This is a genomic window from Mesorhizobium sp. M7A.F.Ca.MR.245.00.0.0 (assembly GCF_003997415.1).
In the GTDB taxonomy this organism is placed as follows: domain Bacteria; phylum Pseudomonadota; class Alphaproteobacteria; order Rhizobiales; family Rhizobiaceae; genus Mesorhizobium.
Map to the genome: position 1 here is coordinate 41322 of NZ_RZTE01000007.1, position 15018 is coordinate 56339.

Annotated in this window: 12 protein-coding genes and 1 tRNA gene; 11 read left to right on the top strand and 2 right to left on the bottom strand. The window is 59.6% G+C overall.

Annotated features, from left to right (window positions below; genetic code table 11):
- From EOB80_RS10590 to EOB80_RS10630, 9 genes are all read left to right on the top strand, one after another.
- Entirely contained in the window at positions 1-150 is a 150-nt protein-coding gene (locus EOB80_RS10590; protein WP_024502864.1) for a cbb3-type cytochrome c oxidase subunit 3, read from the top strand.
- A 2-nt stretch (positions 151-152) separates the two neighbouring features.
- The gene (ccoP, locus tag EOB80_RS10595) at positions 153-1016 is read left to right on the top strand and encodes a cytochrome-c oxidase, cbb3-type subunit III (protein ID WP_126057790.1); all 864 of its coding nucleotides are present in this window, start codon (positions 153-155) and stop codon (positions 1014-1016) included.
- A gap of 166 nt (positions 1017-1182) precedes the next feature.
- A complete protein-coding gene (gene ccoG / locus EOB80_RS10600; RefSeq protein WP_127327581.1) occupies positions 1183-2742 on the top strand; it encodes a cytochrome c oxidase accessory protein CcoG in 1560 nt (519 codons plus the stop codon).
- The gene (locus EOB80_RS10605) at positions 2739-3236 is read left to right on the top strand and encodes a FixH family protein (RefSeq protein ID WP_126057792.1); all 498 of its coding nucleotides are present in this window, start codon (positions 2739-2741) and stop codon (positions 3234-3236) included. Before ccoG ends, EOB80_RS10605 begins: the two co-directional genes overlap by 4 nt.
- Positions 3233-5506, top strand: a complete 2274-nt coding sequence (locus EOB80_RS10610) for a cation-translocating P-type ATPase (protein ID WP_126059322.1) — start codon at positions 3233-3235, stop codon at positions 5504-5506. The genes EOB80_RS10605 and EOB80_RS10610 overlap by 4 nt, the downstream gene beginning before the upstream one ends.
- A gap of 5 nt (positions 5507-5511) precedes the next feature.
- Positions 5512-5667 (top strand): cbb3-type cytochrome oxidase assembly protein CcoS, encoded by a 156-nt coding sequence (gene ccoS / locus EOB80_RS10615; RefSeq protein WP_081714250.1) that lies wholly within the window; start codon positions 5512-5514, stop codon positions 5665-5667.
- 707 nt (positions 5668-6374) lie between these two features.
- Positions 6375-6986 (top strand): hypothetical protein, encoded by a 612-nt coding sequence (locus EOB80_RS10620; protein ID WP_127317709.1) that lies wholly within the window; start codon positions 6375-6377, stop codon positions 6984-6986.
- Positions 6987-7266: 280 nt separating this feature from the next.
- The gene (gene ubiM / locus EOB80_RS10625) at positions 7267-8448 is read left to right on the top strand and encodes a 5-demethoxyubiquinol-8 5-hydroxylase UbiM (protein WP_185928959.1); all 1182 of its coding nucleotides are present in this window, start codon (positions 7267-7269) and stop codon (positions 8446-8448) included.
- 254 nt (positions 8449-8702) lie between these two features.
- Complete coding sequence (locus EOB80_RS10630) at positions 8703-10526, top strand: EAL domain-containing protein (protein ID WP_245463523.1); 1824 nt, start codon at positions 8703-8705, stop codon at positions 10524-10526.
- Positions 10527-11980: 1454 nt separating this feature from the next.
- Here the strand turns inward: EOB80_RS10630 and EOB80_RS10635 are convergent.
- Together EOB80_RS10635 and EOB80_RS10640 are read right to left on the bottom strand one after the other, a co-directional pair.
- Positions 11981-13303 (bottom strand): integrase, encoded by a 1323-nt coding sequence (locus tag EOB80_RS10635; RefSeq protein ID WP_126057794.1) that lies wholly within the window; start codon positions 13301-13303, stop codon positions 11981-11983.
- Positions 13304-13417: 114 nt separating this feature from the next.
- Positions 13418-13507: transfer RNA gene (locus tag EOB80_RS10640), tRNA-Ser, on the bottom strand.
- A gap of 408 nt (positions 13508-13915) precedes the next feature.
- Between EOB80_RS10640 and EOB80_RS10645 the strand changes: the two genes are divergently transcribed.
- Together EOB80_RS10645 and rpmA are read left to right on the top strand one after the other, a co-directional pair.
- Complete coding sequence (locus EOB80_RS10645; RefSeq protein ID WP_127327582.1) at positions 13916-14596, top strand: 50S ribosomal protein L21; 681 nt, start codon at positions 13916-13918, stop codon at positions 14594-14596.
- A 97-nt stretch (positions 14597-14693) separates the two neighbouring features.
- Complete coding sequence (rpmA, locus tag EOB80_RS10650) at positions 14694-14963, top strand: 50S ribosomal protein L27 (protein ID WP_013529063.1); 270 nt, start codon at positions 14694-14696, stop codon at positions 14961-14963.
- Positions 14964-15018 lie beyond the last annotated feature (55 nt).

A 15018-nucleotide genomic window follows, 5' to 3' on the forward strand; every position in this document is an offset into this window, starting at 1 on the left:
ATGACCTACAATTTGATGCGGGCGTTTGCCGACAGCTGGGGCCTGGTTGCGATGGCGCTGTTCTTCGTGGGGTGCATCGCCTTTGCCCTACGCCCCGGCAGCCGAAGGCTGGCCGACGAAGCGGCCCGCATTCCGCTCGAGGACGAGTGATCATGAGCGACGAGCATATCGATGAAATCTCTGGCGTCTCGACCACCGGCCACGAATGGGATGGCATCCGGGAGCTGAACAACCCGCTTCCCAGATGGTGGGTTATCACCTTTTACGTCACCATTGTCTGGGCGATAGGCTACACCATCGCCTATCCAGCATGGCCTCTGTTGCACTCGGCGACGAAGGGTGTGCTCGGCTATTCCAGCCGCAACGAGGTCAGGAACGAGCTGACTGCGGCTGAGGCCGCCAAGGGCAAATATATCTCGGCGGTGGAGTCCAAGAGCGTCTCGGAGATCTCCGCGGACGACGGCCTGCGCGAATTCGCAATCGCCGCCGGTGGCGCCGCTTTCAAGGTCAATTGCGTACAATGTCACGGCTCCGGCGCCCAAGGTTCCAAGGGCTTTCCCAATCTCAACGACGACGACTGGCTATGGGGCGGCAAGGCCGAGCAGATCCAGCAGACGATTACGCACGGCATCCGCTTCGCATCCGATCCGGACACGCGCCTGTCGGAAATGCCGGCCTTCGGCGACATCATTACCGCCGACCAGATCGCACAAGTCAGCGCCTACGTGGCCAGCCTTTCCGGCAAGGTCCGCGATGCAAGTCTGATCCAACCCGGCGCCAAGGTCTTTGCCGAGAACTGCGTCGCCTGTCACGGCGACAATGCAAAAGGCAACAGGGAATTCGGCGCCCCCGACCTGACCGATGCGATCTGGCTCTATGGATCCGGTGAGACAGCCATCGCCGCACAGGTCCGTGCGCCAAAACAGGGCGTCATGCCGGCCTGGGTTGGCCGTCTCGGCGAGATCAAGGTCAAGGAACTTGCAGTTTATGTCCATTCGCTTGGCGGCGGAGAATAGGAATGGAAGTCCTATTCTTCGGTCCCCCCTGCCAAGCGGACGAGGCCCGGCGTGAGCCGGGCCTCGACACCATCCCTAATGCGATCTGCACAACCCGGCAAGGCTATCCTACCGCGAGGCTTTACGACAGGTGCCCCTGACATTGGCTGGGAAAGTGGAGTTGCACATGCGTGATAAGACGCAGTTGACACGGCTCGAAACAGAAACTGTCAATTCCGCCAAAACCCGCAAGCCGCTTTATGCCGCGCGTCAAAAGATCTTTCCGAAGCGCGCCTCGGGCAACTTTCGTCGCTTCAAATGGCTGGTGATGACGATCACACTTGGCATCTACTACCTGGCTGCGTGGCTGCCTTGGGCTCGCGGTCCATTTGCCCCGGACCAGGCAGTCCTGCTCGATCTCGCGAACCGGCGCTTCTACTTCTTCTTCATCGAGATATGGCCCCAGGAATTCTTCTATGTGGCCGGCCTCCTGGTCATGGCGGGCGTCGGTCTTTTCCTGATCACCTCGACTGTCGGCCGTGCCTGGTGCGGCTATGCATGCCCTCAGACGGTGTGGGTCGATCTGTTCCTCGTCGTCGAACGTGCGATCGAGGGGGACCGCAACGCCCGCATGAAACTTGACGCAGGTCCCTGGACCGCGCGCAAGCTCATGCTGCGTGTGTCCAAGCACACCATCTGGCTGGTCATAGGGGCGGCGACTGGCGGCGCCTGGATCTTCTACTTTGCCGATGCACCGACGCTGCTCGGCGAGCTCTTCATCGGCACTGCGGCGCCCGTCGCCTACATCACTGTCGCCGTCCTGACGGCTACCACCTACACGTTCGGCGGTCTGATGCGCGAACAGGTCTGCACCTATATGTGCCCGTGGCCCCGCATCCAGGCGGCCATGCTCGATGAAAATTCCCTCACTGTCACCTACAATGACTGGCGCGGCGAACCGCGTTCGCGCCACGCCAAGAAGGTGCTGGCCGCAGGCCAGCCCGTGGGCGACTGCGTCGACTGCAATGCCTGTGTCGCGGTCTGCCCGATGGGGATAGACATTCGCGACGGCCAGCAGCTCGAATGCATCACTTGCGCGCTCTGCATCGACGCCTGTGACGGCGTCATGGACAAGCTCGGCAAGGAGCGTGGGCTGATCGCCTATGCGACGCTCTCCGACTACAACGCCAACATGATGCTGGCGACTGCAGGCGGGTCCAGCTCAGTCAATCCATCGCTGATCAGGACCGCTGATGGCCTGTTCTCCGACAAGGTGGCGCATTTTCACATCCGCAAGATCTTTCGGCCGCGCACCTACGTCTACATGGGCTTGTGGTCGCTGATCGGCCTCGGCCTGCTCTATTCGCTGCTGACGCGCGATCGGCTCGAACTGAACGTATTGCATGATCGCAATCCCCAGTTCGTCACGCTGACCGACGGATCCATCCGCAATGGCTATACCGTCAAGCTGCTCAACATGATCCCCGAGCCGAGGACGATCGTCGTAACCATGCAGGGCCTTGAAGGCGCTGACATGGTCGTCGTCGGCGACGACATCCCCGCAGGCCGTTCCTTCGCCATTCCGGTCGACCCCGACCGCCTGAAAATGCTGAGGGTCTTCGTTCGCCAGCCGGCGGACCAGATCCGCGCTCCGGCACAGACCTTCAAGTTCCGCGTCGAGGACAGAGCCAGCTTTGAGTCGAACGAGTACACCGCCACCTTCAACGCGCCGGAGCCCCTCAGATGACTGCCAATGTACAAAAGCCTCGTGAATTCACCGGCAGGCACATGCTGGTCATCATCCTGGCCTTTTTCGGCGTGGTCATCGCAGTCAATCTGACCATGGCAACGCTCGCCAGCACAAGCTGGACTGGCCTCGTCGTCGAAAACACCTATGTGGCGAGCCAGCAATTCAACAAGAAGGCCGAGGAAGGACGGGCGCAGGCAGCACTTGGCTGGACCGGCAAGCTGACCATCGCATGGGGCGAAGTTCGCTATGGCCTCGCCGACGTCGCCGGCAAGCCGGTTCCCTTGCACGGCGTCAAGGTGCTGTTTCGCCATCCCGCGTACGAGAAGGAGGACAAGTCGGTCACCCTCGCACCCGCCTCGGGCCAGGAATTCGCAGCCCAGCACATGCCGAAGGACGGCGTCTGGATTGTCGAAGTCGACGCCGACGCCGGTCTGGACAAACCGTATCGCGACGTCCGCCGGATCATGATTTCCAATGGAGCGCTGCAATGAGTTGTTGTGCACCGGGCGCCGAAATGGCGCTTGATCTGGTCAACACCGGATCGGTCCTGCCGTCCAGCCAGGAGATCAGGCTGGCGAGCCGATCGCTTGGCGATGATCTTCACCAGACCGATCTTTCAGTACCGACGGTTCATTGCGCAGGCTGCATCCAGACGATCGAGACGGCGCTGGGAAAGCTCGATCGCGTCGAGAGCGCCCGCGTCAACCTGTCGACGAAACGGGTCTCTGTCCGGTGGCGTGGTGACGAGGTCCCACCGTTCGTCGTCGCGCTTGGGCGGCTAGGCTACCAGGCGCATCTCTTCCCTTCCGAGGTCGGCGACAAGGACAGGACGTTATCGGATTTGATCCGCGCGGTCGCGGTTGCCGGCTTTGCGGCGGGCAACATCATGCTGCTTTCGGTCTCGGTCTGGTCCGGCGCCGAAGGTGCTACCCGCGACCTGTTTCACTGGGTCTCGGCGCTGATCGCCATTCCTGCCCTCGCCTTCGCCGGCGGCATCTTCTTCCGTTCGGCCTGGAATGCTTTGCGCCATGGCCGCATGAATATGGACGTGCCGATCGCGGTCGGTGTTTCGCTCGCCTACGCCATGAGCCTCTACGAGACGATCAACCATGGCGATCACGCCTATTTTGACGCGTCGGTATCGCTGCTGTTCTTCCTGTTGATCGGCCGCACGTTGGATCACGTGATGCGCGAACGTGCCCGGACCGCTGTGAAAGGCCTGTCCCAGTTGGCCGCACATGGCGCCATGGTGCTGCGCAGCGACGGCGCGCGCGACTATTTGCCGGTCGGCGAGATCGAACCAGGCATGCGGTTGTTGATCGCAGCCGGTGAGAGGATCCCCGTCGACGGCAAGATCATCCAGGGAACGTCGGATCTCGACTGCTCGCTGGCCTCAGGCGAAAGCACGCCGAAAAACGTGGCGCCGGGCGAAGCAGTTCAGGCCGGCGTGCTCAATCTTACCGGCCCGCTGACGATTGAGGCGACAGCCGCCGCGAAGGATTCGTTTCTGGCGGAAATGGTTCGTCTTATGGAAGCCGCAGAGGGCGGCCGCGCGCATTATCGCCGGATCGCCGATCGCGTTTCAGCGCTCTATGCCCCGGTGGTTCATCTCACAGCCTTCGCGACGTTCCTTGGCTGGATGGCGGTGACCGGCGACTGGCACCGGGCGATAACCATCGCCATTGCCGTTCTGATCATCACCTGCCCGTGCGCGCTCGGCCTCGCCGTACCGATCGTTCAGGTGGTCGCCGCGCGGCGCCTGTTTGAGAACGGCATCATGGTAAAGGACGGTTCTGCCATGGAGCGCCTGGCGACGATTGATACAGCGGTGTTCGACAAGACCGGAACGCTCACGCTCGGCCAGCCCCGGCTGGTCAATGCATCGTCGATCGATCCGGCCATGCTGGCAGTCGCGGGAGACATGGCTACGCATTCCCGCCATCCTTTTTCAAAGGCCATAGCCGGTTTTGCCCATCCCGGCGGGCAGTACAAATTTGATGCCGTCACCGAGCATCCAGGGTTTGGAATCGAAGCCACTGGAGCCGGAAGCACCTGGCGGCTAGGCCGACGCGGATGGGCTGGATGGAGAGCCCGGACCGGTGGTGAAGGCAAACATGGCGGAACCGTGCTGACAAAAGACGGGTTCATTGTCGCGACCTTCGATTTTGAGGACGCGCTGCGCGCAGACGCCAAGGCGGCGATCGGGCAATTGAGCCATGCCGGGGTGTCAGTGGAAATGCTGTCGGGCGATACTGCGGGTGCCTGCGGTGAAGTCGCAGAAATGCTGGGTGTCAAGGACTTCGTTCCGTGCCTGCTGCCATCCGGCAAGGTCGAGCGCATCGAGACCCTGGCGAAAGACGGACACAAGGTTCTGATGGTTGGCGACGGCCTCAACGACACGCCGGCGCTCAGCGCGGCGCATGTCTCGATCGCTCCAGCTACCGCCGCCGACATTGGCCGCAATGCCGCCGACTTCGTATTCCTGCGCGAAAGCCTTCTGGCAGTGCCTCTCGCGCTGGACGTCTCGCGCAAGGCGGGACACCTGATCCGCCAGAACATCGCGATTGCGATCGTCTACAATGCGGTGGCAGTACCAATCGCCATCCTCGGGCACGCCACGCCTTTGTTAGCGGCGATTGCCATGTCTGCCTCATCGGTGCTTGTTATTGGAAACGCATTGCGCTTGCACGGCTTCGGGGCGAATGCGACGCTGCAAGTTATTCAAAAAGTCGGACGCTCCGCAGTCAGCTATTCGGCATAATCCTCGTGACGACGTTGCTCTATCTCATACCAGTGGCCCTTTTTCTGGGTGCACTGGGTGTGTCCGGCTTCGTCTGGGCATTGCGAAGCGGTCAATACGAAGATCTCGACGGAGCCGCCGAGCGGATACTAATTGATCGGGACGACAAACCGGAACGCTGATTTCAATCCGCTGTGCATAAGATGCGCGGATCGCGCTCGTCAGTCGAGCCGGCTCGGTCGGGAACAAGCTGTCCATGCTCCATGCTCCATGACCATCTTGACCTAAGCTGCACACTACATTTGTGAAAAGCCTCTGTCGTGCGAAGGACTGCCTCCCATTGCACCCAGTATGAGGCGGCTGATGCCACGAGAGTACCTCGCGTGGCCGGACGAGAGCTTGGCCATGTGCGCACGGGTTCCAAAGTGGAACGTCACGGTCGATCACCTGACCGTGAACCGCCAGTGCCGATTGGTCATGTCTGGCTGATCCAGATCAGGGTCATACTCATCGGTGTGTTCTATTGACCAGTCTTCGACGGAGAAATGCATGACTTACGGAAAGATTGGTCGTCATTATCAGCACCTTCACGGTTCTGGGTTTTCTGTCGTGTGGTCGGCCATGCCTTGTGCTTACGGCGCAGCCATTAGCTGACCGGCGTCGTGTGTATCTCGCTTGCTGGCTGACCATCCGCGTGGCTGCGCGGACACGGGGGCCGATCAACAGCTTTCGCCTTTGATGGGTTGTGTGCGTCGTTGCCGATCCATCCCGATTCCCGGCCCGCGCCTTGAGGCTATGCGACGGTACCGGAACCCAGCGCACGTCACGCGGTTCCGCGCGCGTGGTGTCCGCTCGTCACGACGATGAACGAACAAGCGGCTGGAGTACCATGAACACCGTACACATCATCGACTGCCACAATGCAAATGACTACTTCGCCGACAGGCAAGAGGGACCGATCGTGCAGCACTTGTTAAAGGCTGTCAACATCCGCGCGGAGCTCCACATGGCGTTGAACCGAACGAAATTTGGTGAGGCTGTAGTACGAGCGATGGAGGCGGAGTGCGACGTGCTTCACATCGCCGGGCACGGCAATGGTGACGGGATCGCTTCGTCCAGTGGGCGAAGTGGCCTTCTTTGGGCTGACTTCGTAGAAATGTTCCAGGGCTCGCATCCAGCGCCGAAGATCCTCGTGATGTCAACGTGCTGCGGAGCATCATCGGGGTTGGGACGTGCGTTTTCGAGATCGATCAACCGTCCGAAGTTGATCATTGGTTCGAGTGACGCGCGCTATTTCGACGACTATGTCGCCGCGTGGGCTTTGCTCTATCGGCGACTAAATTGCAAGGACATCGACATCGAAGCCATGCAGCAGGTTCTTGATGAGATATGCGCGGTCGTGGATAAAAGTTTCCGCTACCTTGGCTGGGATGACGAGAGAGAGCGCTACGTTCGATACCCTCGCAAGAGAGCCCGCTTCGACGTCGTGGAGCGTGAGTAGTATGCGCAAGGGTTCCAGGTGGAATGTGGCGATCGATGCGGCGCGGCCGTGGCTGACCAGCGTCGCGAGTGTCTCGCTTGCTGGCGGCGATCTGCGCGGCTGCGCGGCCAAAGGGCGGGATCGGTTAGCCGCATCCACCTCTGAGCGCTTTGAGTGCTTCGTTGCCGATCGATGCGAATCTCCCGGCCCAGCGCCTTTAGGCAATGCGGCGGCCACGGAGCTCATGTCACTCGGCTCAGTTCCACCGTTACACGAGGATAGGCGACCGGATGGCGGCACGCTGATGGGCTCTGACGATAATTTTGACATCGTTGTCGTTGGAGCCGGCCCGGTCGGCCTTTCGTTCGCTGCGTCGCTTGCCCAAAGCGAACTCAAGGTGGCAGTTGTTGAACAGAACACATTCGATAGTCTGGCGAATCCGGCTTTCGATGGTCGCGAAATCGCGCTGACCAACGCTTCGATCAGAACCCTTCGCGAGCTCGGCGCCTGGGATGTCATCCCGGCTTCGGACAAATCAGCACTTCAAGGCGCGCGCGTGCTCAACGGCTCGAGCGCATTCGCTCTTCGTTTCGATCCTCCCAGCAACTCTGGAGAACCGCTGGGGGTTTTGGTTCCAAATTGCCGGATCCGCGAGGCGCTGTTCAAAATCGTCCGCTTGCAGGATCGCGCCCGGCTGTTGTGCGGCCACTCGGTCGTCGATGCAACAAACAGCCAAGAAGGAGCAGTCGTAACGCTCTCTAATGGCGCGCGTTTAACTGCTCGGCTGGTTGTTGCCGCGGATTCGCGTTTGTCCGCCACGCGTGATCTGCTAGGCATCGGCGCCGATATCAACCGGCTTGGCCACTCGATGCTGATTTGCCGAGTGAGGCACGAGCGCGCCCACCACCAGATCGCCATCGAATGGTTCGATCACCATCAGACGATAGCGATGTTGCCCCTCGCGGAGGGCATGTCGTCGCTGCTGCTCACATTGCGCTCAAACGAGGCCTATAGACTGCTTGCCTTCGATGATGATTTGTTCCTGTCGGAGTTGACGAAACGGTGTCGAGGGCGCCTTGGAAAAATGACCTTGGCAAGCAAGCGCCACACCTATCCGCTGGTCACGACCTGGGCGCACAAATTCCGGGCGCCGAGCGCCGCACTCATCGGCGACGCTGCCATCGGCATGCACCCGGTGACCGCTCACGGATTCAACATCGGTCTCAGCAGCCAGAAGCAACTCGCCCGTGGAATCATGACTGCGTGCCGCGACGGCCGCAATGTTGGCGACCCCGACATGCTGCATATATACGAAAGGCGGCTGCGCCTGTCGGCGGCGCCGCTCTACCATGCAACGAACATATTGATTGGACTCTACTCCAGAGACCACCTGGCGGCACGGCTTGCAAGGCATCTGGGGCTTCGCTTTGCCCAACATGTTCCCCTTGTCCGGCATGGGATATCGGCGGAGCTCCAGCGGTGATACTGCACCAGCAGTCGCATTTTTGCGCGTGCTGGGCGAGCGATGGGAGAGAGTGCATGATGCACCGGAGTAATCCTGCTCCCCGACGCTGATCTCCGATTGAAGAATTAACCCGTCCTTCAGGGGGGCTGCATAGGCTGCGGACAAGCAGGAGTAAGCAAGCTGACCCGTCCAGCCTTGGAAAAGAAGATCCGCTGGAGGCGAGAATCCTTCAGGACCAGCTCGCTGATCTGAGGGCAGGCCTTTTCGTCTCAATGCCGATAAGCATTGTGCTGTCCGGGCTGATTTTGACCGTGCAGGCCCTTTCCGGGAACGGTCTTGCTGGCGCGGCCTGGTTTTCGGTCGTTAATGCGATAAATGCCGCCCGCCTTGCACTCGCCCGTCATCAGCTGAAGGAACCCGGAGTCCAGGATGATCTGACACGGGTTTGGCTGCGGCTTCGCTGGTTTGGCAGGCTTGCTCTTCTGGCGGGATTCACCTGGTCATTCCTTGCCATCCTAACGGCTGGATACACGACGTCTCAAGCATCGCTGCATCTAATAATTCTGGCGGGCATTTCAGCTGGCGCGGTCACGTACGGCAGCTCATATGCTGCGGCAGCGATATGCTTCATCACACCGCCACTCCTCATTGCCGCCGCATGTTTGCTGACGAAGGGAGCCCCGGAAAACTACATTCGGGCTTTTGCCGTCCTGCTTTTCGAGGGCGGCCTGGTTCGATCCTCGTTCGTTGGACAAGCGCGCTTCCGTGACGCGAGCCGCCTGAGACATCAAGCCGAGCGGCTTGCCGCGGAAATGGAGCGCAATTCCAGGGAGGACCATCTTACCGCGCTCCTCAACAGGCGGGGCCTCGAACATGCAATCGATCAGTTTGAGAACACCGATGGACCCTTTGTGGCCATGCTGATTGATCTGGACGGGTTCAAATCTGTCAACGGTACCTACGGTCACAGAACGGGTGACGAGCTGCTTGCCAGGATCGCCCGCCGAATAGAGGAAGAAGCACCGGAGGGCTCAACGCTCGCCCGCATCGGTGGGGATGAATTCGTGCTGGTTTTTTCTTCGCGAAAGAATTCTCCTTCTCCCACCAATCTCGCGTCCAATCTCATAGCCAAGCTTGCTCGCCCCTATCCTGGGATCGCATCCGTCCGCATTGGAGCGTCTATAGGAATCTACTTGGCTGAAAACCCCGGACTGACGGAAATGTTGTTGCGGGCCGACATCGCCCTTTACACAGCTAAGCGCCGCGGCAGGAATGAATTTTGTCTGTTCGGTGCCGAGCTAGCCCGGGAACTGCAACGCCGCCAGTCAATCGAACGCGATCTTCATTCGGCGATAACGATGAGAAGCTTGGTCGCTTGGTTTCAGCCAATCGTAAGACTCGAAACTGAAGCCGTCGTCGGTTTTGAAGCCTTGCTAAGATGGTCTCACCCGCTTCACGGTCCCATTTCTCCGCCCGAGATCATGACAGCGGCACGCGAAACTGGAATGCTTCAGCTGCTAACTCAAACGGTATTCGCCGACTGTTGCGCTCTTATCGAGGGCTTGGTCAAAGCTGACCGTCGTGATGTTCGTGTGGCGATGAATGTTTCACCGCGCGAGTTGGAAGCTGGCGATATTGACGAGATGATTCTTAATGGTCTGGCGGCAAAAGACCTCCCTGCAACGATGTTCGACATCGAGATTACCGAAGAAGCCCCAGTGGATCCGGACAGAGTGGATGAAAAGCTCGGCCAGCTTTCACATGCTGGCATTTCTATCGCGCTCGAGGACTTCGGCACCGGTTTTTCGACGTTGGCATCGCTCAAGGACAGTCGGATCAGGAAAGTGAAAATAGATCAGGGCTTCATTCGCGGCTTAGCCAAGTCCCGGGAGAATCGGCTGCTTGTCAAAGCGGTGATTGATCTTGGTAGGACGCTCGGGATCGAGGTCATGGCCGAGGGCGTTGAAACAGAGGCAGATCGGCAAACTCTGTACAAGCTTGGCTGCAGAACCGCGCAGGGCTTCCTGTTCTCTAAGGCAGTGCCTCTCCATTTGGCACTTGATTCGGTAGTAAAAGAGCACGCGAAGGAGTTGTGACCGGCCTCTCCGTCCGTGCTGCTCGCGGAACTTTCATGTGGGGTGGACCTGACGCGCGAAAGCCGTTTCGGACGGTAGAGTTATTACGGGGGCGAAACTGAGCACGTGGTTTGGATAGCAGCAATCCGGTCCACCGGCGCACATGCAGCGGCTTCATGCAAGCGTTCAAGTTGCGAGATGAGCTTGAGTGAACGACGTCGGAGAATTGCGTCCCTTGGACGCTGGTTTCGCGGTTCCCGTAGGATTCGATTACGGGAAGCGTTCTTGGCTGCTTCTCGGCTCAGCGCTCATCCGGATGAACAACGTACCCGCGGTCAAGGTTTTCGCGACCTCAACCCAGTCACCATCCCGCAACAGCAGCGGTCGGGTCCTGATCAAGCGCTCAGCCTCAGCACAGGTGCTGGAGCAACGGTAGAGCGCGGAAAACGTGTATCGGAATGCGCTGGCTCACCATAGGAAGCTGCCACGGCATGTCGAATGTCCCCAGGGGGCGGGACCGTTCCCTTGCATTTGTCTCGATGACGGGCTCTCAAAGCTAAAGCCAAGAGAGCTTTATAAAAATCGCACCCGATCGGCTGCGCAACGACGACCAGCTGAGGCCCGATCGGGTGCTAAGGTCGTGCCAAAAAAGGCGCGTCACTGTCGCATTTCTAGCCGGCTTGCGATCGGACGTCATCTCTTGGCGATCGTTGCCCCTTCTCTCAAATGCGCTTAGCGGCGCCGACGGCGAATAGCGCAAGCTTTTCCACCCGTTTCTACTCCACTACCGAGACTCGTCACCAACCTCCTTTTATTCGCTTCCATATGGCCCATCCTGTCTCCAATCGAGGAGGAGCGCGAACATGGGCCAAGCCGTAGAACGTCTCAGTCTCGGGAATTCTTCTGCTCGCCAAACTGCCGTTGTCACCGGCACCATATTTGGCAGGGTGACAGTGAACGACAAGATATCAGGCGTTCTTGTCTGGGCTGAACTATGCTTGCAAGCCATAACCCAAAAATCGCCGATCCCTTTGAATTCGAGCCGGATGAATGGGTGTTTCAAAATTTTTGGCGGTTTTAGGCAGAACCCTCCGATGGCCCGCGTACCGGTCAAGCTTCGTGAGCACTTTAGGTTCGTCGATCAGGCATAGGTTTCTATCCCATGCCACATGCTGGCCGTTTGCCTAGTTCGGAAGCCCTCGAGAGGCGTTGCTCGTCTTGGTATGGCGTCGCCCCTTTTTCCGATCCATCGGCCACGGAGCTAGAATGCTGTCTAGCTGTTGCCGCCTACTTGGTCATCCGGCATGGAGATGCCTATATACCGACCTTCGAAAGGCTGGAATACGAGGTCGAACAAATGCGGCGGAAGCTCGGAAATCGCGAGCGAGCGCAGCGCGTGCTGGCCACGCTCAACCTAAATGGCTCGGACAGCTGGAGCCGTGAGGTTGGTTCTCAAGGCCTGGATGGCGCCGCAATCACATTCGCCCGGGCGGGGTAAAAGCGATTTTTTGAAGCCACTCGCGCTTTTGCGCTAACGAAGGTCCCGCGCCGTATTTGGGCCGGATCCATTTGTGGCCCATCAGAGAAGCAATTACCTTCTCCGGCGCCTCAACTGCCGTCAGCCGGTCCTCGAAAGTGTGTCGCAGGCTATAAAGACTATGCTCGGAAGTCGGCAGAAGTTCCTTGCTGGCGAGCACCTTGTTGACGAGCGCTGAAAGTGACGCGGCCTTGTCGCGATAACGAGGAAAGCCGTCCGGATGGAGCTTGATGGCTGCAAGTGCGCCGCCAACCAAGGGAATGTCACGGGCTGAATGACCGGTCTTCAAGCGACGGCCATTGGGGCGCACCCGCACATGCGGGATTTCTTGATCGAGGTGGATTGTTTCGGTGGTGAGGTTTGCCGCTTCAGAAAGCCTGAGTCCGGTATCGGCAATCACATAGATTAGATGGCGGGCTTCGTCATTGAGTCCGTCGAGCGCGCCTTCAGCGAGTATCTTCTCCTGAATGAACTCCGCTGTGAACGCAGCGCGTTGCCCGGGGACGGCGCCGGAAAGACGCAGGTTTCGAAAAACCGGCTCCAGCTTGAGCTGGTGAGTCAGATCGACGACGCGCAGCATTTTCGAAACATGGCCGATGTCCTTGTTGGCCGTACCGATATCAAGTCCATCCTCAACGATCCGCTTTTGCCACCACTCGCGGAACGCGATTGCGTCGTCCCGAGTGAGGCTTGCGATCTCCTTGTCGCCAATGACTCCAACCAGATTGGCAACTGCGCGCTTTTTGGGGTTACGCCATTTCTTGATTTGGTTAGGCGACATGGTCAGCAAGTTCTGTTGCTCGATCGTCTCGAATTCCTTGATAAGACCGCTCAGGCGGACCGCTGGCCGCTTCTCCCCACCCATGACGGCCGAGACGTCCTGCGCGTCCTCGATCGATTTTTTGTCGAGGAGCAGCTTGATACGGGCCATGAGTTCGTCGAGCGGCCCCGCTGCTAGTTCCTCGTTAGAGCGATAGGCCAATCCAAATGACCGCGCGCGCTTCCTCGCGGCTTCGAAACGCAGCCCCGCCTCGGCGGATTGGCCTTCCCGCAGTCTACGCCAATACGCCTCCAGCCCCGCGCCGAGGCTTTGCACTGCATCTCGCGCCCGTACACCGCGGGGATCGTCAGCCACGGCGACGCCCGTGGAAATGCGTACTAGGCAGCGGCGATCAAACGCCGCGAATTCCTTCGGCACCCTGCGGACGAGATACCAGATGCCTTCACGTTTATGCGGCTTTGGCGCTGCGGAACGTCGCATTATCTTTCTCTAATGTTACACAGTTTGTTACACAGTCTAAGATAAGTTTCGCTTCGCGCTGGTCAAGCGCAACAAGGAAGCTTTTGAAAGGAAACGATTATTATGGAAGCTAAATGGCGGAGAGGGAGGGATTCGAACCCCCGATGGGCTTGCACCCATGCCGCATTTCGAGTGCGGTGCATTCGACCACTCTGCCACCTCTCCGCGGTCATGGTCGGCCGTTGCCGGCGCGGCGCACTAGATAACGGCTGAACGGGCAGGTTACAAGGCCAATCCGTCAGTTATTTGGCTTGCTTGGCAAGCGGCGGATTCACGGGCTGGTGAGGTACAGCGAGACCCGAGGCAGATTGCCGACCGGTCACCCATCCTCAGCCCAGGGGGGCAACGCCGTGGGCATGTCGGCACAGCCGGTCCGTGCCCGCCAATGACGGTCTCGGAAACGGCGCGGCTGGTTTGCCTTGACTCGCCCCCAACCTTCGGTTAGGGACAGCGCGCAATCGGCGTGGAGGGTTCTTCCGCGCCGCTTGTTTTTTGAACCCGCAGACTGACAAAAAGACGGCTGAACTGCCTCAGGCGGTTCATCAAGGCCGACCGAACAGCGAAAGGCAAAAAATGTTCGCAGTCATTAAAACGGGTGGCAAGCAGTATCGCGTTGCCGCCAACGATCTCCTGAAGATCGAAAAACTCGAAGCCGCTGTCGGCGATATGGTCGAGATCGGCCATGTGCTGGCGCATGGCGAGGGCGAGAATGTCACGTTCGGCGCGCCGTTCGTCGACGGCGCGGTGGTCACCGCCGAAGTCGTCGAGCAGGGCAAGAACCGCACCGTCATCGCCTTCAAGAAGCGCCGCCGGCAGAATTCGCGCCGCAAGATCGGCCATCGTCAGCTTTTGACCACCGTGCGGATCTCCGAGATCCTGCTGGGTGGCGCCAAGCCGACGAAGACGGCATCGGTCAAGGCGCCGAAGAAGGTGAAGGCCGAGGCCGCCACCGAGGTGCAGGCGGAAGCCGCGCCGAAGAAGGAGCCCAAGGCCAAGGCAGCCGAGACAAAGGCAGCCGAGACCGCGGCAGCGCCGCTGTTCAAGGCGCCGAAGGGTGAGCCGGACGATCTGACCGTGATCAAGGGCATCGGCCCGGTCGCAGCCAAGGATCTCAACGAGCAGGGCATCATCACCTTCGCGCAGCTCGCCAAGCTGACCGACAAGGATGTCGCCAAGATCGACGAGCACATGTCCTTCAGCGCCGACCAGATCAAGGACTGGCGCGAGCAGGCCAAGGAATTGGCTGCGAAGTAATTTTCTGGCGACCAGGTCGCCGGATCGGACTTGAAACGGAACGCGAACGCGTTCATAAGGCCTTTTAGGCGCCTTGCGGCGCAACGGAGTTAGTTAGATGGCACACAAGAAAGCTGGCGGCTCGTCGCGCAACGGTCGCGACTCGCATTCCAAGCGTCTGGGCGTGAAGAAGTTCGGCGGCGAAGCCGTCATCCCGGGCAACATCATCATTCGTCAACGCGGCACCACGTGGCATCCCGGCGTCAATGTCGGCATGGGCACGGACCATACGCTTTTTGCGCTCGAGACCGGCGCCGTGACGTTCAACAAAAAAGCCAACGGCCGAACCTACGTATCGGTCAACCCGATTGCCAAAGCCGCGGAGTAGCCGGTTCCGCACTAGAACACCGGCGCCCATCTCGGGAACCGGTGTCTGGCAAAGC